The sequence below is a fragment of the Arthrobacter sp. 01N442 genome (assembly GCF_056399345.1).
In genome coordinates this window covers 515,825-539,382 of the sequence record NZ_JBFTRD010000002.1, presented here as the reverse complement: position 1 = coordinate 539,382, position 23,558 = coordinate 515,825, and the positions used below count along the sequence as shown (strand labels likewise).

General features: G+C 62.9%; 17 protein-coding genes. 9 read left to right on the top strand and 8 right to left on the bottom strand.

What is annotated here, in order from left to right:
* Positions 1-153: 153 nt before the first annotated feature.
* The 3 genes from AC1DNC_RS04925 (at position 154) to trxA (ending at position 3,213) form a co-directional block, all read left to right on the top strand.
* Entirely contained in the window at positions 154-1,707 is a 1,554-nt protein-coding gene (locus tag AC1DNC_RS04925) for an ABC transporter substrate-binding protein (protein ID WP_476861428.1), read from the top strand.
* Between the two features lie 185 nt (positions 1,708-1,892).
* On the top strand, positions 1,893-2,849 hold the full coding sequence (gene trxB / locus AC1DNC_RS04920; RefSeq protein ID WP_476861427.1) for a thioredoxin-disulfide reductase: 957 nt from the start codon (positions 1,893-1,895) through the stop codon (positions 2,847-2,849).
* 37 nt (positions 2,850-2,886) lie between these two features.
* Complete coding sequence (gene trxA / locus AC1DNC_RS04915) at positions 2,887-3,213, top strand: thioredoxin (RefSeq protein WP_476861426.1); 327 nt, start codon at positions 2,887-2,889, stop codon at positions 3,211-3,213.
* Between the two features lie 5,579 nt (positions 3,214-8,792).
* Here the strand turns inward: trxA and AC1DNC_RS04910 are convergent.
* The 8 genes from AC1DNC_RS04910 to rpmH form a co-directional block, all read right to left on the bottom strand.
* Positions 8,793-10,103: a ParB/RepB/Spo0J family partition protein gene (locus AC1DNC_RS04910; RefSeq protein ID WP_476861425.1), complete on the bottom strand. Its 1,311-nt coding sequence runs from the start codon at positions 10,101-10,103 to the stop codon at positions 8,793-8,795.
* A gap of 67 nt (positions 10,104-10,170) precedes the next feature.
* The gene (locus AC1DNC_RS04905) at positions 10,171-11,238 is read right to left on the bottom strand and encodes a ParA family protein (RefSeq protein WP_476861424.1); all 1,068 of its coding nucleotides are present in this window, start codon (positions 11,236-11,238) and stop codon (positions 10,171-10,173) included.
* An 85-nt stretch (positions 11,239-11,323) separates the two neighbouring features.
* Positions 11,324-11,974 (bottom strand): 16S rRNA (guanine(527)-N(7))-methyltransferase RsmG, encoded by a 651-nt coding sequence (gene rsmG / locus AC1DNC_RS04900; protein ID WP_476861423.1) that lies wholly within the window; start codon positions 11,972-11,974, stop codon positions 11,324-11,326.
* A 16-nt stretch (positions 11,975-11,990) separates the two neighbouring features.
* Complete coding sequence (locus AC1DNC_RS04895; RefSeq protein ID WP_476861422.1) at positions 11,991-12,614, bottom strand: Jag family protein; 624 nt, start codon at positions 12,612-12,614, stop codon at positions 11,991-11,993.
* A complete protein-coding gene (gene yidC / locus AC1DNC_RS04890) occupies positions 12,614-13,585 on the bottom strand; it encodes a membrane protein insertase YidC (RefSeq protein ID WP_476861421.1) in 972 nt (323 codons plus the stop codon). The genes AC1DNC_RS04895 and yidC overlap by 1 nt, the downstream gene beginning before the upstream one ends.
* 16 nt (positions 13,586-13,601) lie before the next feature.
* Positions 13,602-14,009 (bottom strand): membrane protein insertion efficiency factor YidD, encoded by a 408-nt coding sequence (gene yidD / locus AC1DNC_RS04885; protein ID WP_476861420.1) that lies wholly within the window; start codon positions 14,007-14,009, stop codon positions 13,602-13,604.
* On the bottom strand, positions 14,002-14,412 hold the full coding sequence (gene rnpA / locus AC1DNC_RS04880; protein ID WP_476861419.1) for a ribonuclease P protein component: 411 nt from the start codon (positions 14,410-14,412) through the stop codon (positions 14,002-14,004). Before rnpA ends, yidD begins: the two co-directional genes overlap by 8 nt.
* Positions 14,413-14,453: 41 nt before the next feature.
* Positions 14,454-14,591, bottom strand: coding sequence for a 50S ribosomal protein L34 (gene rpmH / locus AC1DNC_RS04875; protein WP_003800212.1), 138 nt, complete (start codon positions 14,589-14,591; stop codon positions 14,454-14,456).
* A 466-nt stretch (positions 14,592-15,057) separates the two neighbouring features.
* Between rpmH and dnaA the strand changes: the two genes are divergently transcribed.
* The 6 genes from dnaA (at position 15,058) to gyrB (ending at position 23,551) form a co-directional block, all read left to right on the top strand.
* Positions 15,058-16,479, top strand: coding sequence for a chromosomal replication initiator protein DnaA (dnaA, locus tag AC1DNC_RS04870; protein WP_476861418.1), 1,422 nt, complete (start codon positions 15,058-15,060; stop codon positions 16,477-16,479).
* A 601-nt stretch (positions 16,480-17,080) separates the two neighbouring features.
* On the top strand, positions 17,081-18,205 hold the full coding sequence (gene dnaN / locus AC1DNC_RS04865) for a DNA polymerase III subunit beta (RefSeq protein ID WP_476861417.1): 1,125 nt from the start codon (positions 17,081-17,083) through the stop codon (positions 18,203-18,205).
* A gap of 168 nt (positions 18,206-18,373) precedes the next feature.
* Complete coding sequence (gene gnd, locus AC1DNC_RS04860) at positions 18,374-19,258, top strand: phosphogluconate dehydrogenase (NAD(+)-dependent, decarboxylating) (RefSeq protein WP_476861416.1); 885 nt, start codon at positions 18,374-18,376, stop codon at positions 19,256-19,258.
* A 21-nt stretch (positions 19,259-19,279) separates the two neighbouring features.
* Positions 19,280-20,479, top strand: coding sequence for a DNA replication/repair protein RecF (gene recF / locus AC1DNC_RS04855; RefSeq protein WP_476861415.1), 1,200 nt, complete (start codon positions 19,280-19,282; stop codon positions 20,477-20,479).
* Positions 20,476-21,033: a DciA family protein gene (locus AC1DNC_RS04850; protein ID WP_476861414.1), complete on the top strand. Its 558-nt coding sequence runs from the start codon at positions 20,476-20,478 to the stop codon at positions 21,031-21,033. Before recF ends, AC1DNC_RS04850 begins: the two co-directional genes overlap by 4 nt.
* A 430-nt stretch (positions 21,034-21,463) precedes the next feature.
* Positions 21,464-23,551 (top strand): DNA topoisomerase (ATP-hydrolyzing) subunit B, encoded by a 2,088-nt coding sequence (gene gyrB, locus AC1DNC_RS04845; RefSeq protein ID WP_476861413.1) that lies wholly within the window; start codon positions 21,464-21,466, stop codon positions 23,549-23,551.
* The last annotated feature ends 7 nt before the right edge of the window (positions 23,552-23,558 follow it).

Genomic DNA, 23,558 nt, shown 5'->3' with positions numbered 1-23,558 from the left:
CGCCGGGATCACGCGGCGCGGACACAGCATCGGCTAGGATCGAAGACTAACAAGGGGAGTTGCAGACCAAGGGTCAACCGGCTTTACCGGGGGCCTTAGGTGACCGACGAAGTCGCCGAGGCCGGCAGTTCCCGGACAGTCTAGGAGGAACCCGTGTCCCACCCGATCGATGTCGGATCAGTACTTGGCGGCCGCTACAAGGTCACTGCCACGGTACTGACCTCGCATGACCAGGATCTGGTGCTGGACGGAGTGGACCAGGTTCTGAACCGGCCGGTGAGCATCCTCGTCGCCGGCCCGGGCAACGCCGACCAGGTCGCCCAGAGCGCCCGCGAGGTCGCCACCGGCGAACGGCCCGGCCACGTCCAGATCCTTGACCTCGGGGTCAGCGACGCTGCCACCTACCTGATCACCAACCACACCTCGGCTGCGGACCTGCTGGACCTCGTGGTGAGTTCCAACCCGCCCTACGTCGAACCCTTCTTCACGGACACGCTGGGCAGCGAGATCTTCGGCCAGCCGCGCTCCAAGGAGCCTGAGACTTACGACGGCCTGTACGACGACGAGGACGTTGACGCCGGGTACATCAACTATGGGGACCAGCAGCGCCAGGCCGGGGATATGCCCCCGACGTCGTCGACTCCCGCCCAACGCGTTCCCGCACCGCCGGCGGCTTCTCCGGCTGCCGGTTCCCGTGGTGCCGGTGCCGCAGCCGCCGGAGCTGCGGGCGTAGCCGCAGGAGCTGCCGCGGCCAAAGCTTCGAAGTCCCCGAAGACTGCTCCCCAGCAGGCGGCAGCGCAGCCGACTGCCGCCCAGCCAGTCCAGCCGGCCCCCGAAAAGGCGGCCCCCGAGACGCCGAAGGTCTCCCGGTGGGAGGACGACGACTACGACGACGCCCAGCCCGACCAGCGGACCATGGCGATGCAGGCGGCAGCCGCTAAGGGCGCCGGAGAGGGCCGAGCAGCGGGCAGCTTCCCGGCCTTTGCGAAGAACAACGCGTCCGAGGACCGCTACGACGGCTATGACGACGACGACGATGACGACGCACCCCGGCGCGAGCCGCGGTCCCTGCGCTGGCTGGTCGGCGCCCTGCTGGCCGCCGTGCTGGTGATTGGCCTGATTTTCGCCGTCACGAACCTTGGTGGCCTTTTCAAGGGCGGCACGCCCCAGGCCGCCAAGACCACGGCCTCCACGCCGGCCAGTACTTCCGGGAAATCCGGGTCGCCCTCCGCAACCCAGAGCGCGCCTCCCGCCGCGGTCCCGCCTGCCATCGAGTCAGTCACCCGGCAGGGCAATTTCGACTTCGCCGCCACCTATGACGGCGACCTGGTCAAGACCTACGACGGCAACGCCGCCAGCTACTGGTCCGACATGGAATTTGCCACCGACGGATGGGGAGGCTTCGCCCCCGACGGTGTGCCGCTGGTAGTAAAGCTCAAGGCCCCGGCCCAGATTTCCTCGGTCACCTTGAGCCAGCTCGGCGCATCGGGCGGCAACATCAGCATCTTCACCAACGACCGGCCGACGCTCGACGGCGCCAAGCAGGTGGGCAGCAACAGCTTCACCTCCTCGGACCTGACCATGCCGCTGCAGGAACCGGCCAAGGCACAGTACGTGATCGTTTCCATCAAGAGCCTGCCCAAGCTCGCCGCGCCGAAGACGCGCTACGGCTACGGCATTAGGCTCGCCGAAATCAAGATCCAGTAGCTCCCGGCCCGGCGTAACGGCCGGGCCAACAAGACGGTCCATTCAAGTCATTACCGGTACCCTGAGAGATGGGTACGGCTGCGCTGTGCCCAGCCCGGGCGGAATATTCGACTGCCCGCATTAGTTGTGCCATGTGGCCGGCCACGCAGGCGGGCGCATCGACAAAGGAAGAGGTTCACCGTTCAGTGAGCAACGCAGAAAACACCGCGTCCGAAGTACGTGATGTCATCATCGTCGGCTCCGGGCCTGCTGGCTACACCGCCGCGGTCTACACGGCTCGCGCCAATCTGAAACCGCTGCTCCTGGCGGGTTCCGTTACCGCCGGCGGCGAGTTGATGAACACCACCGACGTCGAGAACTACCCGGGTTTCCCGGACGGCATCATGGGTCCGGACCTCATGGAAAACTTCGAGAAGCAGGCCGAGCGTTTCGGCACTGAAATCCAGTTTGAGGACGTCACCGAACTGGACCTCGACGGCGACATCAAGACGGTGACCATCGGGACGGGGGAGACCTTCCAGGCCCGCTCCATCATTCTGTCGACCGGCTCCGCCTACCGCGAGCTGGGCCTGCCCAACGAAAAGCGGCTCTCGGGCCACGGCGTCAGCTGGTGTGCAACCTGCGACGGTTTCTTTTTCAAGGATCAGGACATTGCCGTCATCGGCGGCGGTGACTCGGCAATGGAAGAGGCACTCTTCCTGACCAAGTTCGCAAAGTCCGTCACTGTCGTGCACCGACGCGACACCCTGCGCGCTTCAAAGATCATGGCCGACCGCGCCCTTGCCCACGAGAAGATCAACTTCGTCTGGAACACCGGTGTAGAGGACGTCCTCGGCGGGGACAAGGTCACCGGTCTGCGGTTGAAGAACCTCGTCGACGGCACCGAAACTGAGCTAGCCGTGACGGGTGTCTTCGTGGCTATCGGCAATGATCCGCGCACCGACCTCGTCAAGGGCAAGCTGGACCTGTCGCCGGAAGGCACCATTGCCGTCCAGGGCCGTACCTCCAAGACGAGCGTCAAGGGCGTTTTCGCCGCCGGAGACGTCATCGACCCGACCTACCGCCAGGCCATCACGGCTTCTGGTTCGGGCTGTGTCGCCGCCCTCGACGTCGAGCACTACCTCGCAGACCTCCACGCCTAATCAGCGCGCGGCAAGCAACCCAAGAGAGAGACAGGTTATGAGCAACGCTAAAGATGTAACTGACGCTAGCTTCAGCACCGACGTGCTGGGAGCCGACAAGCCGGTCATCGTGGATTTCTGGGCCGAATGGTGCGGACCCTGCCGCAAGCTCGGTCCCATTCTGGATGAGATCTCCGTCGAGTACAGCGAAAAGGTAAACGTCGTCAAGGTTAACGTTGACGACAATCCGGCCATCGCAGCCGAATACGGCATCACCTCCATCCCCGCTGTCTACCTTTTCCAGGGCGGGGAAGTGAAGGGCACTGTCATCGGCGCGCGGCCCAAGCAGTTCTTTGAGAAAGAATTCGCGGACGTCCTGTCCTAGCCTCTAGCGGATTCCCCGGCGGCGCGATTCTGGCCGCCGGCAAGACGGCCCCCACTGAACGAGTGGGGGCCGTCTTTTTGGTTCAGGGGCTTATTGGGTTCGGGGGACTAGGTCTGCCCGGATTGGCCTGGCCTGACCGGTTGGGTGTCCTCGGGGGAGGTGCGTGCGATTCCGGGGTTTGGTCGAGCGGGGGACGTCTTTTTGGTTCGGGGGCGGGCCCCGGGGAGTCTGCAGGGGCCCGACCCACTGGGCGCTCACATCAGCCTGCCCCAATGGTGCATCAATCCTGAACGGCCCGATCGCCGTGGCGTAAATACACCACCAAGCAGTTGATTGTCTGCTAGTTTTTCGTCAGCCTAGCGCCAACGGCAGTGGGCGATTCAGCCTGACCTGGGGTAGGCATGAATTCACGCCTGTTGGCATATTGCGCGCTGCTCGAGCTGCCCAGACGCTGGATTTTCACCGCCCCCTAGTATTGCTTTTCGCTGCGGCGGGTGGGGAGTACCGGAGACCTCCCTAGGTTGGCCCGCAGCGATCCTGGTTCGAGTTCCATGCCCTCTGTTATCCGTGTCAGTCAGGTCGGGAAACCACTAGGGCCCGCTCTCCGCGATGTTTCACGTGAAACATCAAATCTCGATCCCTTTCCAAAGACCAGTATTTCGACGGCGCTTCCAAGCCATCGCTCCGCTAGGTGCACGGATGTCCATCGATGCACCACGCGGCGCTGAAACGACACCTGCCGAGAGCCACTCGACGAGCCGGACTTCCCAAGGGTCGAAAGCGGCAACTGCCTTTGGATTGATCTTCTGTCGCGCAACCAAGCGATGACGTGGGGGATGTTTCACGTGAAACGACGGGTCTTCTGGACAAATACTGTCTGCCAACCCGAATCTCGACATTACTTACTCTCGATGCTACCCAGATTTCGTACGAGAAAATTCAGTCCCGGGCCTGGTCGAACCTCACCCGCAAAACCCAGCCATGGCTCCGTAGAGCGGCCTAGGACTGGTTGCGTGTCACCCGATGTCGTGTGCGTGTGCGTGAGTGCCTGGCTGGCCGCCTGCTGCACCCCAAGGTTCGTTCCGGCGTATGTGCGTGCGTACGTGCAGCTTGGACAGCGCCGCTAGCAGCGGGGGACGCCTGTAAGGACTCAGGCGCCCGGGTAGATCACCGCTATTCCGGCGCCGCCTGAGTCCACGTTTCACGTGAAACATGCATGGCTGCCAGCGCCTTACGGGAGCCGGCCCGGTTCCTGGCAGCCCTTGGCGGACCACGAACACTCCACCAGCTGCTGCCAGTCCTTGGCGGACCACGAACACTCCACCAGCTGATCGACCCAATCGGTAGTCCACTATCGGAACGGACGGCTGTACTGTTTCGGGTCAGTTTGTATTGGTTCTCAAAGGCGCACTTTTCCTCTGCGAGACGTCAATATTCCGATCGGTGCCCTCGGTTTGGAGCAATTTGCTGTTCTCACCGGTCGACAACCCCCCTTGCAGCCCTTCTAGACGGCAGTTGAGGGCGCTAAAGGCTCATCTGTCGACCACGAGGCCCTCCCGGCAAATTCTCCCCGATCCGCTACCGCCGGCTGCGATGGAGCGGATGCGTATCAGCGAGATTGAACGAGACCTCCGGCAACGACCCAAACCTGCCAATGTTTCACGTGAAACGCCGGCGCTCCGTCTAGCAGTGCAGACTCTCCGTCGATGCCAAAGGATGGGGACGGTCCAGGACACCACCTCAATCCCATATAGAGTCAGGATTCAAGCCCTCAACCAGCGACAAATACACCCGCTCCGCGCCGATATGCGAAATACCGAGGCCCAGGGTGCAAACCAGTCTGGCATTGTCTGCTCCAGCTCTAGGGGGGAGCGGGACCGCACAAGCATCCCCGGCCTGCCGCCTAGCCATAAGCCCGACTTCACTGCACCGCCGCACCAAGCCATCGCGCCCAGCGTCTGTAGGACCGAAGCTCGATCGACTGCCGACGATCTCCATAGGACGGCCGGCGACAAGACGCATCTCCCAGCTGGCGCATTAGTTCCCAATGACGCATCGGCGTGAAGCCTTCAGCCCGCTGTGCCCGTTGATGCGCGCAGGGGGTCGTCGAGAACGTTCATCCAAAAAGGTTCTGCATGTTCATCTCCTCGCAGGACAGTGCACCAATTCTCCACAGAAACTGGGTCCCTGGGCTGGCCCGATATGGCCCCGCCCGTTCGGCATCCGTAGTTGTCCACACACGAGTGACCGACTCACGGCCTACGCGTCCAGGCAGACCGGGCTGCCCATAGCACTTGGCGACTTGCCCATAGTCGAATTGCAGCCGCACGGGCACGCCAAGGCAGCTCCTCGTCCCGCTCCGAAAATGCAGCGAGATCAAGAGCCGGAGGTCCCTACCTGATGACATCGGAGCAGGCGCTTGACCCGACGACATCCCCTCTACTCGGTGCAATGTATTGAAGTGCTCGGCCAACGCAGACGCTGGGTAATGTGGGAATGGACCACGGTGGCTAGGATGCAGTGATGTGGTGCTCCGCCTACACCCCACATGCGCAGAGACAGAGGCCGCGGCTGTCGAAGCGAGGGCGGGCACATTCCATCGCTCCGACTGATACTGCAGCTAGTGAAGGGCTAGGCCCCGCCGACACCAGGTTTCCATCGGCGGGGAGTAGGTGACAGCTGCGCGCCACTGCATCTCCCAAGCTGCGTCCGATGGGCCCTCATCCTGAAGCGCGGGGCGGGGCACGGATCTCCACTAGCGGAGTAGGCCACGGTGGCCGGCGCTGGGCTATAGCCTCGGCCCTCCTCAGTGACGTCCGTGGCCGCGCATTTAGCTCACGGTTTCAGCCGGCCGCCGGCGAATGCAGTGACTCGCGGACAAGCATCTTTGACTCCATGCGCTGGCGTTAGGTATCACCTGGGGGAACATTTCGTCGTCGGTTTTGAACTTGGTGGCGTGGTGATCTGCGATCACCGAGAGTCCGTTCTCGGGACAAGTCACTGCTCTATCCAAGTTCTACACAGAAGTTATGCACAAACTTATCCACAGGCACCTGAGACATTACACACAGGAGTATCCACAGGTGAGATTTCCCACGGTTCGCGTATCTCGGTGACCCGCCACTCCGAGTGCCGCAGCGGGGCTCCGACTAAGTCCACCCGCTGCCTCCACGCCCTCCTTGTCATCCGTCTCCAAAGCCATGAATCAGCCTAGAAATTAACCAGTGCGTGTGGATTTTGACGGCGCTACACCGCTCTCACGGCGTAGACTCCAATCCGCGAACTCGGTTTCACGTGAAACATCGCAGCGGACCGATGAACCTCCGGGGGAGGCACTATGGTTCTCGCCTGGGTCCACCTCCCCAGGCCGCTGGCTATCCACCGGAGCGGTGGAGTAATCCACAAAGTTATCCACAGCGATATCCACCGCCCGTCAATACGATGTGCGTCTTGCTGTGGGCCTGCCGTTAATGCTTCAATCGGCGTCGCTCCAACTTAGAAGCCGACCGTCGGGCGTAGGTCCCAGAGTCAGCAGTGCACCGACCTGACACACCACCCCACTCACCGATAACCCCAGCCAGAGGCGCTAGTGTCCCGCCGGCCGCAGCTTCGAGTGCATAGTTATGGGTGCCGGGACTCAGTGTCAGGATCCTGCCAATCGGGAAGCTCAGACTGGGTCTGGTCGTGACCTCGGGAAGCTTGGCCACAAGAATGCACTCGCGAGTTCGGGGGAGGCTAGCCCGATAGACGCTCCGGTCTCTCGTTCCATATGGGCACGGACGACTATGAGCCGAGCGCCTTGCCGGTCCCTCCTCAGAGACCGAAAAGGCAGGACCATCATCCGGAAGCCGCGAGCCCTGGTCCCGCCTTAGGGATTACCCGGAGCCTGGCCTGAGTGGATAGGTCTGCCATCTGTGGGGAACTCGCGAAGTATCGGCCCGTTCGCCCTAGTCGGCAATCGGGTCGCAGATCTCCTCCACCTCCTTGCTCTCAGTCTTAGATGCGCCTCAGCCGCCCAGAGGTCGCTGGGTACTCGAGCCAGTTGGGGCACTCGCAAAACATCTACGCTTGGATGGCAAAGGGAAACGCTGCCGACCCGCCAGCAATCTGCGAACTGAGATCACGCACGGGGGGAGCGAGCTGAGCCCCTCCGATCGCACATGAACATTCCGCAAGTGCTCGCAGGATCTGCGCAAAGGCACGCGGACTTCGAGTAGCTGCTACGGAGTTCGTGGGACACCCATTCGTCATGGTTCCCCCGAGGGACTGAACAAGGTGCGCGGCGGTCCTACCATTGCTCGCTCGGGTTAGGAGCAGGCGCTGAATCGTCTAGCCGCTGCCCTGACAGTCATGAGCGCGGACAAATAGCGTTCCCCGAGGGTGTGAGACGAATAGTGCTCGAGGCCTGTACTGGCCGTAGTTGTTTCACGTGAAACACGCAGCGAAACGGCGCGCCCATTCCCGAACAGTCCGGAGCATGAATCCCTCCTTCGACGAACGTGTGGGTCCGAGAACGCTATTTCGATCCATTCCACGGAAAGAAGCTGCACAAAACCCGGCCGCATCCGGCGCCTGCTCGAAGAAATCGACCTGCAGTCAGTCCGATAGGGCGCCTCGATATAGCGCCTGAAGAGGCTGGATCGGTCCGCGGGCTTCATTTCGCGGGCCACTAACCAGGAACCACAGCCAGACCAAGACAAGTTGGTCCAGCGAGTCGGTTCGCTAATACCCTAGCCCAGCGCAACTTCTGTTCGGCAGACTCGGAGAAACTGCGGCGTTCTAGGTCTTCGGCCCTACGTCAAGGCCAGAGACTGCAGCGGCTGGATGCAGGCGAGGCGCGAAACGACCCGCACAACGGGACGCTATGCCCCAACTCATCAATTCCGGGTCGTTGAACGTATCGACTGCGACCATCCCTAACCACACGGGATCAGGTTTCACGTGAAACATAGACCCGAAGCACTACAACTATGTAGATGATGTCCGCATTCAAACGCCGGCACCTCGCAGTGGGGTGGCCCCCAAAAACCCCGCCCAGACCGCGAGGAACCCGTACATCGCGCCAGCCGATATTGGCCGTAAGTGCCAAGGCCTTACCCTGGAACCATGCGTGCGGTTAGGCGTCGTTCCCGCACTCAAGTGACCGTGGACCTGGCAAGTCAGACGGATGAAGCCCCAGCGGAACCCTCACGGCATACATGGGTTCCAACAGCGCCCCCAAGTGCTCCAAATCCCTAGATCGACAGCGCAATAGGCCGTGACGGCCGTAATTTCAGTCTTCCCGGGGCCTCTATGGCGCTGAATGGGCCTAAGAGGCCGCGGGCGGACTCAAGGCCCGTGAAGCCCGCTGGAACGCCCGCAGAGCGTCCCTGGCACGCTCTACACCGCCTAATAGCCATGCGAATGCCCCGTCCATGCTGCTGCAATTGCGATCAAGGAACTGAAAATGTCGAAACCCGCCAGGCAACAATGCCCAAAGCAGCCTCGAAACACGCCGAAGACCGGTCACCTGTCCCGAAACAAAAAACAGGGCCTGTTTCACGTGAAACAGACCCTGTTTTGGAGCAATGCCGGCGGAATCAGCTAGGCGCTCCAGGCGTCAGCACATCCATGATGCGGTTCAAATCCTCGACGCTAGCGAATTCGATGCTGACCCGGCCCTTGCGGGCACCCAGCGAGATCTTGACGTTCGTATCCAAGCGATCTGAGAGCGAGGAGGCCAAGTAATCGAGTCGCTCGTGGCGTGCACCCGGGCGGGGGATGTTGTTCTTCGTCGGCGCCGCCGGGCTCTGGTACAGCGTCACGGCTTCCTCCGTGGCGCGGACCGACATGCCCTCGGCCACGATCTTCTGGGCGAGCCGCTCCATGGCAGCCGCGTCCGGTAGAGCGAGCAGTGCACGAGCGTGGCCTGCCGAGATGACCCCTGCCCCCACGCGACGCTGAACGAGCGGCGGAAGCTTGAGCAGACGAAGAGTGTTCGACACCTGGGGACGGGACCGGCCGATCCGGTCAGCGAGCTGCTCATGGGTCGTCCCGAAGTCCTCGAGCAACTGCTGGTACGCAGCTGCCTCTTCGAGCGGATTCAGCTGGCTGCGGTGAAGGTTTTCGAGCAGGGCATCGCGAAGCAGGTCATCATCGGTCGTATCGCGGACGATTGCCGGAATCGTGTCCAGTCCCGCGGCCTGTACGGCACGCCACCGACGCTCACCCATGACGAGCTCATAGGGTTCGCTACCGCCTTCAGTTGAAGTACGGACCACAATTGGCTGGAGGACGCCGATTTCACGAACGGAGTGAACAAGCTCCGCCATGTCGTCCTCATCGAAGACGGAGCGCGGCTGTTTGCGGTTGGGGTGGATATCGGTGACCGGGATTTCCGCGAAGCGGACGCCCGGTACCTCGACCAGATCCACCCGGTTGTCGACGGCAGAAGCCTCCGCGGATGAATCGGACTTGGCGTCGGCTTTATCCGCGCTCACGGAGTCTTCAGCAACTGCCGACGCCTTGGGCGACGTCGCCCGGCGCGCCGGCGCACCGCTGGTGTCAGCCGGTGCAGCTTCCTTCTTCCCGGGAGACTTCGGCGGTGTGCTCTTGCTGGCGGCTTTCGGAGCCGACTTAGCAGGCGCGCTGGCGGGTTCGGTCTTTTCCTGAGCGGGAGCATCCGAGGCAGCGGTCGCGGGGGAAGACGTCGTCGTCTCGGCCGCAGGAGTTGCCTTCGTTTCCGTGGTCTCTTCCGTCAGCGCCGCCTCGGGAGCCCGCTTCCTGGCCTCAGGAAAAAACAGATCCACCGGCCGGGACGGAGCAGCGCCGCTCCCGGAGGCGTTTGCCGAGGCGGAACTTGGAATCAGTGCGCCAAGTCCACGGCCAAGGCCGCGTCGCTTATCGCTCATGGATAAATCCCTCCAGTGGATGAGCCCGGCATGACCAGGCTCTGGCTAGTGCAATGTTGAGAAGATTCTAACGTTCAGCAATTTCCGCTGCGGCTTCCAGATAGGACAGCGCGCCGCTGGAGGAAGGATCGTAAGTCATCACGGTCTGCTGGTAGCTCGGGGCCTCGGAAATCCTTACCGATCGCGGTACCACAGCCCCCAGAACCTGTTCCGGGAAGTGCTCACGGACTTCGGCGGCCACCTGCGCTGCGAGGTTGGTACGTCCGTCGTACATCGTCAGCAGGATGGTGGATACCACGAGGTCAGCATTCAGGTGCTTCTGGATCATCTCAATGTTCTTGAGCAGCTGGCTCAGGCCCTCGAGCGCGTAGTACTCGCACTGGATCGGGATCAGGACCTCACCTGCGGCGCAGAACGCGTTGACCGTCAGAAGCCCCAGGCTCGGCGGGCAGTCGATGAAGATGTAGTCGAGCCGTTCCTCGCCGTTCTTGGCGCGTTCCTTGGCGTAGACGTCGATGGCCCGGCGCAGCCGCTGTTCGCGGGCTACCAGGCTGACCAGTTCAATCTCGGCGCCGGCCAGGTGAATCGTGGCCGGGGCACAGATCAGTTTGTCGATGTCCGGGCAAGGCGCCACGACGTCCTGCAGGGGCACATCGTTGATGAGGACGTCATAGATGCTGTCGACGTCGGCGTGGTGTTCGATACCCAACGCTGTAGAGGCGTTGCCCTGCGGGTCGATATCGATGACCAGCACATTCAGGCCTGCTGCGGCGAGGGCAGCGGCGATGTTGACGGTGGTGGTTGTCTTCCCCACCCCGCCCTTCTGGTTGGAAACGGTGAAGATGCGGGTCTTTTCTGGCTTGGGCAGTTCACGTCCCAGCAGCCGTTCCCGGCGCTTGTTCTCGTGTGCAAGTTCGCGGGCAATCGGACTGGAATCGTCGATCGAGTCCAGGACGTTGCCGACGGAGGCCACCGAAGTTTCACGTGAAACGCTCGCTGCAACAGCAACGTCTGCAACCGATGCAGTTTGTTTGGAGGAGATATTGTGAGCGACCGCGGGCGCGGAAAAGGCCCGTGCTGACCCCAGGGACACAAACGGGGGAATACGTTGTGTGGAGGCTTCGCTACTGCTCACTTGACACTCTCACTCTCATTCGGCTTTTGCTGCCGGTTACTAGCCTAACCTCTTCCCTAACAAGGCCGAGGGCACCGGGCTGGTGCTACGCAATCTTTCGGGGCTTGTTCACAACGATTCGGACTACTGTGGTGGGTTCCTCGAGGATGTCTTCACCCACGACCACCACGGAGGTCTCCACCCCTCCGAGCTTCCGGATGACCTTGGCGGCCTTCTCGATCTCCTCGCCGGCGCTCCGACCCTTGATAGCAACGACCTCGCCCTTGCCACCGAGTAGCGGAATGGTGAGCCCGGCAAGGTTGGAGAGCGCAGAAACTGCCCGCGCCGTAACCACATCGGCCGTCACCTGGCCAACGGCCAGTTCCGCACGGGTCCGCATCACCGTGACGTTCTCCAGGCCGAGGTCGTCAACCACCTCCTGCAGCCAGATGACCCGGCGCTCCAGTGGCTCGATCAGCGTCAGCTCTAGGTCCGGCCGGGCGATGGCCAGGCAAAGACCTGGCAGCCCAGCCCCGCTGCCGACGTCAGCAACGTGGCTTCCCTGGGCGATTTTGCGCTCAATAACGGCGCAGTTGAGGACATGCCGGCTCCACAGCCTGGGGACTTCGCGGGGTCCAATCAGGCCGCGTTCGGTACCTGACGTGGCCAAGTGCTCAACGTAGCGCTTCGCCAGTTCCAGCCGGTCACCAAAAATAGACTCTGCGGCCTTCAATTCGGCCGCGGTAATTTCCACCATCAAGCTACCCGGGGCGTCAGTCTGCGGAAACAACGATGTGCCGCTCAGCGCCTTCGCCTTCGGATTCACTGACGAACCCAAGGTCAGCGACGGCGTCGTGCACGATCTTGCGCTCGTAGGCGCTCATCGGTGCCAGTGCGACGGACTTGCCTGTTTCCTTGACCGAGGCGATGGCATCTTCGGCAATCTGCTGCAGATCGCCGGCCCGATCGGCACGGTAACCGTTGATGTCCAGCACGAGGCGGGAACGGTTCTCGGTCGCGGAGAGCACGGCAAGGCGGGTGAGTTCCTGGAGGGCTTCGAGCACCTCGCCGTCGCGGCCCACGAGGCTTTCCAGGCCGGAGGAGTCCTCCTCGGCGACGATCGAGATGTAAGTGCGTCCGTTTCGGACCTCAATGTCTATGTCGCCGTCGATGTCGGCGATGTCCAGGAGTTCCTCGAGGTAGTCCGCGGCGACGTCGCCCTCCTCCTCCAGGCGGCTTGCCGAGCTAGCTTTGCCCGAACCGGCAGCGGCCTCCTTGGAATCGGTCCCGGCCTCTTCAGAGCCGTTTTCCCGGACGACGTCCTGGACGTCTTCCTGAAGGGTTTCCTGATCGGGGGTTTCGGCGGAAATAGCGTGTTCGGTGCTCTCGGCGGACATTACTTCCTCTTCCTGTTCTTGCGCTGGGGCTGGACGCGCTGGCTCTTGGCGGCGACGGCGGCAGCAGCGGCAGCCGCTTCAGCCTCGGCGTCGGCCTTCTTGGCTCCCATCAGGGGCAATGCCGGGAGACCCTTGGCGGCGCGGCGCTCGGCGAGGGCCTTGGCGGCGGGCGAGCCCGGAGTCGGCATGCGGCGGATCACAAAGAACTGCTGGCCCATGGTCCACAGGTTAGTGGTGGTCCAGTAGATCAGGACGCCGATGGGGAAGTTGATGCCGCCGACGCCGAAGACGAGCGGCAGGATGTAGAGCATCATCTTCTGCTGCTTCATGAACGGGCTGGCCATGGCCTCTTCGGACATGTTCTTCGCCATGATCTGTTTCTGGGTGATGAACTGCGAGGCGGTCATCGCGAGAATCATGAGGATCGATAGCACCACGACCGCGACGTTGCCGGCGCCGCCATGCAGCAGCGCCGCGGAGAGCGGGGCACCGAAGATGCTCGACTCATCGAACTGCCTGACCTGATCGATGTTCATCGCACCGATGCCAGTGCCGCCGGCCTTGGCCGAGCTGATGCCGGACAGCACCTGGAACAGGGCGAAGAAGAACGGCATCTGGATCAGCATCGGCAGGCACGCGGAGAAGGGATTGGTTCCGTGCTTCTTGTACAGGGCCATCTGTTCCTGCGCCATGGCCTGGCGGGAAAGCTGATCGGTCTTGCCCTTGTACTTGTCCTGCATCTTCTTCAGGTCCGGCTGCAACAGCTGCATGCCGCGCTGGGCTTTGATCTGCTTGACGAAGACGGGAATCAGGGCGGCGCGGATAACCAGCACCAGCCCGATGATGGACAGCGTCCAGGTCCAGCCGTTGGCGGCTGGCAGCCCGATGGCGCTCAGTCCGTCATGGAAGCCGATCATGATGGCTGAAACAAGCCACTTGAACGGGGCCAGAATTGCTCCAAAGATGTCCATACGTTATCCCTATTCGTCAGGCCGCCGAGCGGCCTTCTCCATCAGACTGAGCAGCCAGGTACTTATCCGGGTTGTTCAGTACAACAATCCTGGGGGTGTGGCCTTCGGGCCACTCCCGGTGGCCGGCGGGGACATGGTCCACTCCGCCGGAATTCCAAGGGTGGCAGCGCAGGAGGCGCCGCACCGCCAGCCAGCTACCCTTGACGGCGCCGTGCACCGTAATTGCCTCCAGCGCGTACGCCGAGCAGCTGGGAAAGAAACGGCAAACCTGCCCGTACAACGGCGAGACCACTTTGCGGTACGCCATCAGCAACAGGATCAGGACGTTGCGCGGCAGGTTCCAGATCGCGAGGCCAAGCCACGCTGCGCCCGCTCGGAAGCGGGAGTCGGAAAGAGGGACGACGGCGTCGGTAGAGTTACGCACGCGGGGTCCCTTCCTGTGTCGTCTCATAAGAAACTGTAGAAGCGGCCTGTGGGAGGCGGCTGCCCAACCGTTTCATGGTTGTCTCCAAGGCGGCGTCATAGTCACTGCGCAGATCGTCCCAGCCGGCGCCCGCCGAGGCGGGGAGTGCCCGGACCACGATAGCGAATCCGCTGGGGTATTGCTGCAGCGACAAGGCGCCGGCTTCTCTTAGTCTCCTCTTAACGAGGTTCCTGACAACAGCGTTCCCAACACTCTTGGAAACGATGAAACCGATCCGGCTTGGTTCATCGGCAGCGAGAGCTGCCGTATATAACACTAAGTTCCGGCGTCCATTGCGGACGCCGGAACGTACAGTTGTTGAAAAATCGGTAGGGGTCCTCAGACGGTTCCGGGTGGCTAGCACCGTTCAACTCGCATAGGGATGGTGACCGATGAGTCAGTTATTTAGGCCGACAGCTCGGTGCGGCCCTTGCCACGACGGGCTGCCAGGATGGCACGGCCGGCACGGGTACGCATACGAAGGCGGAAGCCGTGCTTCTTGGCTCGACGGCGGTTATTCGGCTGAAAAGTCCGCTTGCTCACGTTAGTTACTCCAGTGGATCAAAGGTGCGCCCACCCGATCAAAAAAAGGGGAAGAACTGGCCGACGCTAAGTTTTGTATGTGCCGCTACCCTCGACTCGCAAGACGCAGGCGTCGGGGAGAGATTCAATGAGGCGAAAAGCGGACACAAAGGACTTCACAACGTTAGGGGAAAAACGCCTCCAGAGTCAAACCGGCGGCTGCCCCGGCCCCTGTCCCCAGCTGTGGTTAACCGGTCTGCCAGCCTGTGGATGAAGTGGGTCACGCCCCCGGTTTTGGAACCACACCGGTGTAATTATCCACAGGGCTGATCCCAGCTATCTTCTAGTCTTTCCATCCCCTAGAGTGTCCCAGTAGCCGATTATCCACGGACTGTGCACAACCCTGTGGATTAAGCCGGGGCCAGCAGCCTGGTCCGGGCCCACGGCTGCAGGTAACGCAGGCAAGCAAGGTTTGAGGAACTGATTGATGACGGTAGACGAAGCCAACCACGCGAACACCGTCGGAAGTTCCTGGCGGCGGGTTGTCAGCCTTCTTGAGAACGACCACCGGGTGACCCCCCGGCAGCGTGGCTTCGTAATTCTCGCCCAGGCGCAGGGGCTGATCGGTTCCACTTTGCTGGTGGCCGTGCCCAACGAACTCACCCGCGAGGTTCTCCAGACCCAGGTCAAGGAAGCCCTCGACGACGCCCTGCGGGACGTCTTCTCCGACGAGATCCGCTGTGCAATCGACGTCGACACCGACCTGGTGCCGCTCCATGTCGAGCCGGAGCCCGCAGCTGAACTCTCCCTGGCCGCCGACCCCATGGTGGAACTCAAGCCGCAGCCGATGCTGCCGAGCACTTCCCACGAATTCGGCCGTCTCAATCCGAAGTACGTCTTCGACACCTTCGTGATCGGTTCCTCCAACCGCTTTGCCCACGCGGCCGCCGTCGCCGTTGCCGAAGCGCCGGCCAAGGCATACAACCCGCTCTTCATCTACGGCGACTCCGGGCTGGGCAAGACCCACCTGCTGCACGCGATCGGCCACTACGCCCGCCGGCTCTACAGCGGGATCCGCGTCCGCTACGTGAACTCCGAGGAATTCACCAACGACTTCATCAACTCGATCCGCGACGATGAAGGCACCAGCTTCAAAACCACCTACCGCAACGTGGATGTCCTTCTCATCGACGACATCCAGTTCCTCGCCGGCAAGGACCGCACGCTGGAGGAGTTCTTCCACACCTTCAACGCCCTGCACAACAACAACAAGCAGGTGGTCATCACCTCCGACCAGCCGCCCAAGCTGCTGGCCGGCTTCGAAGACCGCATGAAGTCCCGCTTCGAATGGGGCCTGCTGACGGACATCCAGCCGCCGGAACTGGAAACCCGCATCGCGATCCTCCGCAAGAAGGCCCTCAGCGAAGGCCTCTCCGCCCCGGACGACGCCCTGGAATACATCGCTTCAAAGATTTCCAGCAACATCCGCGAGCTGGAAGGTGCGCTGATCCGTGTCACGGCGTTTGCGAGCCTGAACCGGCAGCCGGTCGATGTGGCCCTCGCGGAGATGGTGCTCAAGGACCTGATCACTGACGACGGCGCCCAGGAGATCACTTCGGCCCAGATCCTCACCCAGACGGCTGACTACTTCAAGCTCAGCATGGAAGAGCTCTGCAGCAAGTCCCGCACGCGGACCCTGGTCACGGCCCGGCAGATCGCGATGTACCTGTGCCGGGAGCTCACGGACATGTCACTGCCCAAGATTGGGCAGGAGCTCGGCGGACGCGATCACACCACTGTGATCCACGCCGACCGCAAGATTCGCGAACTGATGGCGGAGCGCCGTGTGATCTACAACCAGGTGACCGAGCTGACCAACCGGATCAAGCAGCAGCAGCGCAATTCCTGAGCTGGTTCCTGCCCTGAGCAGACGCGCACTCTTACCTTATTAACAGGTGCCTGTGGACAAGCCTGTGGATAGTTATGGGGACAACCGCGGTTAATGGGCTTAAAACCCTTAAGGCGCCTGTGGATCGGCAAATCGGCCAAAAATGTTGTCCCCATCCACACCCTGTTTAAAACCTGCTCCACCCACAGTCCATGAACAGGGCTTAACCCCGGAACTGCACGGCCAGACCGAGTTATCCACAGTTTCCACAGCAGTTATTAACACTACTAATCCCAAGAAAATGAAATTCCCTCAAACAACAGTTTCGATCCGACCCTCCACCACCGGCCCCGGCGCTCAGAAGCCAAACTCCTGAACGCGGTTCGGAACCACACGGGTGTAACCCCGGGGATGGGAGAAGTCGGATCTTGGGGCTAAGCTGTCTGCAGTGCGTCCGTCCCGGACACCCTCTTGTCATTCGCAACCCGGAAACGAAGAGCGAGCGCCGAAAGGCCCGGGTTTACGGCACCCAACTTTTTGGCGGCTCCGGCGAAGCGTCCGGCACCACCATGGCCCTGTGAGTTTTAGCGATATCAGCAGCAATGAAAGGCGGCACCCTTCCGTGAAGTTCAGAGTCGAACGGGACGTCCTGGCCGAAGCCGTGACCTGGACCGCCCGGTCGTTGTCTCCGCGGCCGCCTGTTCCCGTGCTTTCCGGGCTGCTCCTCAAGGCCGAAGCCGGCACTGTCAGCCTCTCGAGCTTTGACTACGAGACTTCGGCTCGCCTGGAGATCCCGGCGGACATCACCACCGAGGGCACGATCCTGGTTTCGGGCCGCCTGCTCGCCGACATTTGCCGCAGCCTGCCCTCGGCCCCGGTTGAAATCGAAACTGACGGCAACAAGGTCACCCTGAGCTGCCGCCGAAGCAGCTTCCACCTGGCCACGATGCCGGAAGCCGAATACCCGCCACTGCCCGCGCTGCCCCCGATCAGCGGCACCGTGCCGGGCGATTCGTTCGCGCAGGCCGTGTCCCAGGTGATCATCGCGGCCAGCAAGGATGACACCTTGCCGATCCTCACCGGCGTCCGGATGGAGATCGAGGATGACCTCATCACGCTGCTCGCCACCGACCGCTACCGCCTCGCCATGCGCGAAGTTCCGTGGAAGCCGGCAACTCCCGGCATCTCCACCAGTGCCCTGGTGAAGGCCAAGACCCTCAACGAAGTTGCCAAGACGCTTGGCGGCAGTGGCGACATCAACCTCGCCCTCGCCGACGATGACAGCCGGCTGATCGGTTTCGAAAGCGGCGGCCGCACCACTACCTCGCTCCTGGTGGATGGTGACTACCCGAAAATCCGTTCGCTGTTCCCGGATTCCACCCCCATCCACGCCACCGTGCAGACCCAGGAACTGGTCGAAGCGGTCCGCCGCGTGTCCCTCGTGGCCGAACGCAACACCCCGGTGCGGCTCGCGTTCACCCAGGGGCAGCTGCACCTCGACGCCGGAACCGGCGAGGACGCCCAGGCATCCGAAGAACTTGAAGCCCAGCTGACCGGTGAAGACATCACCGTGGCCTTCAACCCGCACTACCTCATCGAGGGCCTGAGCGTGATCGAGACGAAGTTCGTCCGGTTCTCTTTCACCACGGCACCGAAGCCAGCAATGATCACCGCGCAGCAGGACGCCGACGGTGAGGACCAGGACGACTACCGTTACCTGGTCATGCCGGTTCGCCTGCCGAACTAGTCCCCACCGCCACCCTTGCCTCGCAAGTCCCCATCGGCTCCCAGCCTTCGCAAGCTCAGGCAGGGCCCCTCGCCGATGGGGCTCCACGGCCAGGGAACCCTGGCGGCGTGGGCCCACGCAGTTGGGCCGCCGCCCACCGAACCACCAGCGCAGAAAAGAGATCTTCCCGTGCACATCGGACTAATCGGCCTTGGAAAAATGGGTTTCAACATGCGCGAACGTCTGCGCAACGGCGGAATCCAGGTGACCGGTTTCGACCGCAATCCGGACATCACCGACGTGCCCACCGTTGACGAACTGATCGCTGCGCTGCCGGCCCCGCGCCTGATCTGGGTAATGGTTCCGTCCGGAGACATCACCGATGCCGTCATCACCGAACTCGGCAACAAGCTCGACGCAGGCGACCTGGTGATCGACGGCGGCAACTCCCGCTTCACCGAAGACCAGAAGCACGCTGCCGCCCTGGCCGAAAAGGGCGTGCGCTTCGCCGACTGCGGGGTGTCCGGCGGGGTCTGGGGACTCCAGAACGGCTACGGACTGATGGCCGGCGGCGACGCAGCTGACATCGAACGGGCGCTGCCGGTTTTTGACGCCCTCCGGCCGGAAGGCGACCGCGCGGACAGCTTCGTGCATGTGGGCGGCGTGGGCGCCGGACACTACGCCAAGATGGTGCACAACGGCATCGAGTACGGCCTGATGCAGGCCTATGCCGAAGGGTACGAGCTCCTCGCGGCAAAGGACATTGTCACCGATCTGCCCGGCACCTTCCGTGCCTGGCAGAAGGGCACCGTTGTCCGGTCCTGGCTGCTGGACCTGATGGTCAAGGCCCTGGACGAGGATCCCGGGCTGGAGTCCATCGACGACTACGTCGAGGACTCGGGCGAGGGACGCTGGACCGTTGAGGAAGCGATTGCCAACGCGGTGCCGGCCCCGGCCATCACCGCAGCGCTGTTCGCCCGCTTCTCCTCCCGCGAAGACAGCTCTCCTGCCATGAAGATGGTGTCCGCCCTGCGCCACCAGTTCGGCGGACACGCCACCCGGCCGGCCAAGTAACACCTGAAATCCTGAAGCGGCGTGTACCTAGAACAACTTTCGCTGACCGATTTCCGCAGTTACGCCCAGGTGGACCTCAGCCTGGAACCCGGTGTCACGGTGTTGGTGGGTTCCAACGGCATCGGCAAGACCAACCTGATGGAAGCCATTGGCTACCTGGCCACCCTGAGTTCCCACCGGGTCAGTAACGATGCGCCACTGCTTCGGTTTGGTACCGAGCGGGCGATGATCCGGGCCAAACTGGTCCGCGGTGAACAGTCCACGGTGTTGGAACTGGAAATCAACGGCGGCCGCGCCAACCGGGCGCGCATCAATCGGAGCAATCCGGTGCGGGCGCGGGACATCCTGGGGATCTGCCAGACGGTCCTCTTTGCCCCCGAAGACCTCGCCCTGGTCAAGGGAGATCCTTCCAACCGGCGCCGTTTCCTCGATGAGCTGCTGGTCAGCCTTGCTCCCCGGCACGCGGCCACGCGCAGCGACTACGAACGGGTCCTGAAACAACGCAATGCGCTGCTCAAGTCCGGCCGCGCCGGCAAATTCACCGCAGGCCACGAGGCAACCCTGGATGTCTGGGACCAGCACATGGCCCGGGCCGGGGCAGAGTTGCTGCACGCCCGGCTTGAACTGGTGGAACTACTGCAACCCCATCTCAGGAATGCCTACGCCCAGCTCACCGACGGGTCCAAGGAGGCAGGAGCGGTCTACCGGTCCACCCTGCAGGGAGTGCTCGACGACGACGGTGAGGCGTCCGCGGGCGGATCCGGCAGCCCGGCCGGAGCTGAGGATCTCCGGCAGCTGAGCGTCGAGGAACTCACCGAACGCTATGTTTACGCCTTTGCGTCGTCGCGCCGCAAGGAACTGGAACGCGGCATCTCGCTGGTAGGCCCGCACCGTGACGAACTGGAACTGGTTTTGGGCCAGGCGCCGGCCAAGGGCTACGCCTCGCACGGGGAAACCTGGTCCATGTGCCTGTCGCTGCGGCTGGCCTCGTACTACGTGATGCTGGACGATGCGCGCACCGGCGGCTCCGCCCCGATCCTGATCCTGGACGACGTTTTTGCCGAGCTGGACGTCCAGCGGCGGCGTAAACTGGCGGCTATAGTCTCCGGCGCGGAACAAGTGCTGGTGACCGCCGCTGTCGAGGATGACATCCCGGCAGAGCTGGCCGGACGGCGGGTGAAGGTCATTCCGGGAGGAATCGATGAGCCGGACCAACGATGAATAAGGATACCGACGGCGGCCTGCAGCCCGGCCGCGACCCCGATGACATCGACGCGGCCCAGGCGGCCCTGAACCGGATGCGCGATGCCGCCGCAGCCCGCGGCGAGATCCGCCGCAAAGCGCCCCCACGGCCGGGCACCGCCCAAAAACCGAACCGCAGTTCCGGAACCCGGGGCTTCAGCCAGTTCCACGGCACCGGACGGGACCCGCTGGGGCTCGGCAAAGTGGTGGGGCGGCTCGTCGCGGAACGCGGCTGGAGCTCGCCGGTGGCGGTGGGTTCCGTCATGGCGCAATGGCCCGCACTCGTGGGTCCGGAAATTTCCGCGCACTGCACCCCCGAGAGCTTCACCGACACCACCCTCCATGTCCGCTGCGATTCGACGGCCTGGGCCACCCAGCTGCGCCTGCTCAGCCTCAGCCTGCTGGAGAAATTCCGCGTCGAGCTAGGCGAAGGCGTTGTGACGAGCATCCAGGTGCTCGGTCCGGCGGCGCCCAGCTGGCGCAAGGGGGCGCGGACGGTCAACGGCCGCGGCCCGCGGGACACCTACGGGTAGGCCGCGCGGCATCCGACGTGGGAGTCCGGGGTGTCCCCAGCCCCGGGTATGAAGCACTTCTTCCAAACCTATTGAAAAATCCGCAAACGCCGTGTAGGGCGCTCCAACGCCCCGGATGCGTATAGGAACCCAGCGGGAGCACCCCGGGGGCCGTGCAGACGGAGCCAATGGCCTCTCAGCGGCACTTTAGCTGCTCAACAGGCCCTTGGAATGCAGGAATCCGCCCTATAACACGGTAGAATCGTGATAGATAACTGGGCGCCGGTGAAACGTCGACTGAGTCCGTTTCCGACGCAATTTTTGCGCGCGGAATAGGCTCACGCGGTCAAGACAGCGGCGCCGACAGTGACGTGCCTGTTGGCGGTAACCGTTCCTCTTCGGAGGCGGCGACGGCCGGCCTTCAACGAACATAGAGGAGTCGAAAGCGCCTGTGGCTAACGACAATACAGATTTCCCGGCAGCGGACCCAGCGGCGGGAGGTGCTTCGGCGGCCAGCCCCGACGAGACGGCGACGCCCCGCGAGTACGGTGCCAGCGACATCACTGTGCTTGAGGGACTGGAAGCGGTCCGGAAACGCCCCGGCATGTACATCGGTTCCACTGGTCCGCGCGGCCTGCACCACCTGGTCTATGAAGTCGTGGACAACTCGGTCGATGAAGCGCTGGCCGGCTACTGCACGCACATCGAAATCGTTCTCCAGGCTGACGGCGGCGTCAAAGTCGTGGACAACGGCCGCGGAATTCCCGTGGACATGCACCCCACCGAGCACAAGCCCACGGTGGAAGTTGTCATGACCATCCTGCACGCCGGCGGAAAGTTCGGCGGTGGCGGCTACGCTGTCTCCGGCGGCCTGCACGGCGTCGGTATCTCGGTGGTCAATGCGCTCTCCAGCCGCGTTGATACCGAGGTCCGCCGGCAGGGCCATGTCTGGCGGATGTCCTTCGCCGACGGCGGCAAGCCCCAGGGCAGCCTGGTCAAGGGTGAAGAAACCACGGAAACCGGCACCACCCAGACGTTCTACCCGGACGGCAGCATCTTCGAAACCACCGAATTCGACTTTGAGACCCTGCGTGCACGCTTCCAGCAGATGGCCTTCCTGAACAAGGGCCTGCGCATCACGCTCACCGACGAGCGCCAGGCCGCCGCGGAACCGTCCGAGGACGCGGACCTCAATCTCGACGTCGTCGAAACCGAAGGCGAAGTCCCCGCGGAATTCCACACCGTGGTCTACCAGTACGACGACGGCCTGCTGGACTATGTGAAGCACCTGAACTCGGGCAAGAAGGTCGACGTCGTGCACGAGGACGTCATCGCCTTCGAAACCGAGGACAAGGACCGGCACATCGCCCTGGAAATGGCGATGCAGTGGACGAACGCATATTCCGAGAGCGTCCACACCTACGCCAACACCATCAACACCCACGAGGGCGGCACCCACGAAGAGGGTTTCCGGGCCGCGATGACCTCGCTCATCAACCGCTACGCGCGCGAGAAGAGCATCATCAAGGAAAAGGACGACAACCTCACCGGCGACGACATCCGTGAGGGCCTGACAGCGGTCATCTCGGTCAAGCTCTCCGAACCGCAGTTCGAGGGACAGACCAAGACCAAGCTCGGCAACTCCGAGGTCAAGGGCTTCGTCCAGCGCGTGGTGACTGACGGCCTCGGTGACTGGCTGGAGCGCAACCCGGGCCCGGCCCGCGATGTCATCCGCAAGGCCATCTCCGCGGCCCAGGCCCGCATGGCCGCCCGCAAGGCCCGCGATAATGCGCGACGGAAGAGCCCGCTGGAATCGTTCGGCATGCCCGGCAAGCTCTCAGACTGCTCCTCGAAGGATCCGCAGAAGTGCGAGGTCTACATCGTGGAGGGTGACTCCGCCGGCGGTTCGGCCAAGCGCGGACGCAACCCCGAGACCCAGGCCATCCTGCCGCTGCGCGGCAAGATCCTGAACGTCGAGCGCGCCCGGCTCGACAAGGCCCTGGGTAACGCCGAGGTCCAGTCCATGATTACCGCGTTCGGTACCGGCATCGGCGAGGACTTCGACCTGGCCAAGCTCCGGTACCACAAGATCGTCCTGATGGCCGATGCCGACGTCGACGGCCAGCACATCACCACCCTGCTGATGACGCTGCTGTTCCGCTACATGCGCCCGCTGATCGAGAACGGCTACGTCTACCTTGCCCAGCCGCCGCTGTACCGGATCAAGTGGTCCAACGCCCCGCACGACTACGTGTACAGCGACCGCGAACGCGACGCGAAGCTGGTTTCCGGCCAGGCGGCCGGTCGTCGCATCCCCAAGGACAACGGTATCCAGCGCTACAAGGGCCTCGGCGAAATGGACTACACGGAACTCTGGGACACCACCATGGACCCGGAACACCGCACCCTCCTGCAGGTCACCATGGATGACGCGCTGGCGGCGGACCAGACGTTCTCCGTCCTGATGGGCGAGGACGTGGAATCCCGCCGAAACTTCATTCAGCAGAACGCCAAGGACGTTCGGTTCCTGGACATCTAGCGGCCAA

Excerpts from the sequence above, each read along its gene's own strand:
- AC1DNC_RS04910 (WP_476861425.1), bottom strand. The coding sequence starts at position 10,103 with ATGAGCGATAAGCGACGCGGCCTTGGCCGTGGACTTGGCGCACTGATT.
- AC1DNC_RS04895 (WP_476861422.1), bottom strand. The coding sequence starts at position 12,614 with ATGTCCGCCGAGAGCACCGAACACGCTATTTCCGCCGAAACCCCCGAT.
- rsmG (WP_476861423.1), bottom strand. The coding sequence starts at position 11,974 with ATGGTGGAAATTACCGCGGCCGAATTGAAGGCCGCAGAGTCTATTTTT.
- trxA (WP_476861426.1), top strand. The coding sequence starts at position 2,887 with ATGAGCAACGCTAAAGATGTAACTGACGCTAGCTTCAGCACCGACGTG.
- AC1DNC_RS04850 (WP_476861414.1), top strand. The coding sequence starts at position 20,476 with ATGAATAAGGATACCGACGGCGGCCTGCAGCCCGGCCGCGACCCCGAT.
- dnaA (WP_476861418.1), top strand. The coding sequence starts at position 15,058 with ATGACGGTAGACGAAGCCAACCACGCGAACACCGTCGGAAGTTCCTGG.
- yidC (WP_476861421.1), bottom strand. The coding sequence starts at position 13,585 with ATGGACATCTTTGGAGCAATTCTGGCCCCGTTCAAGTGGCTTGTTTCA.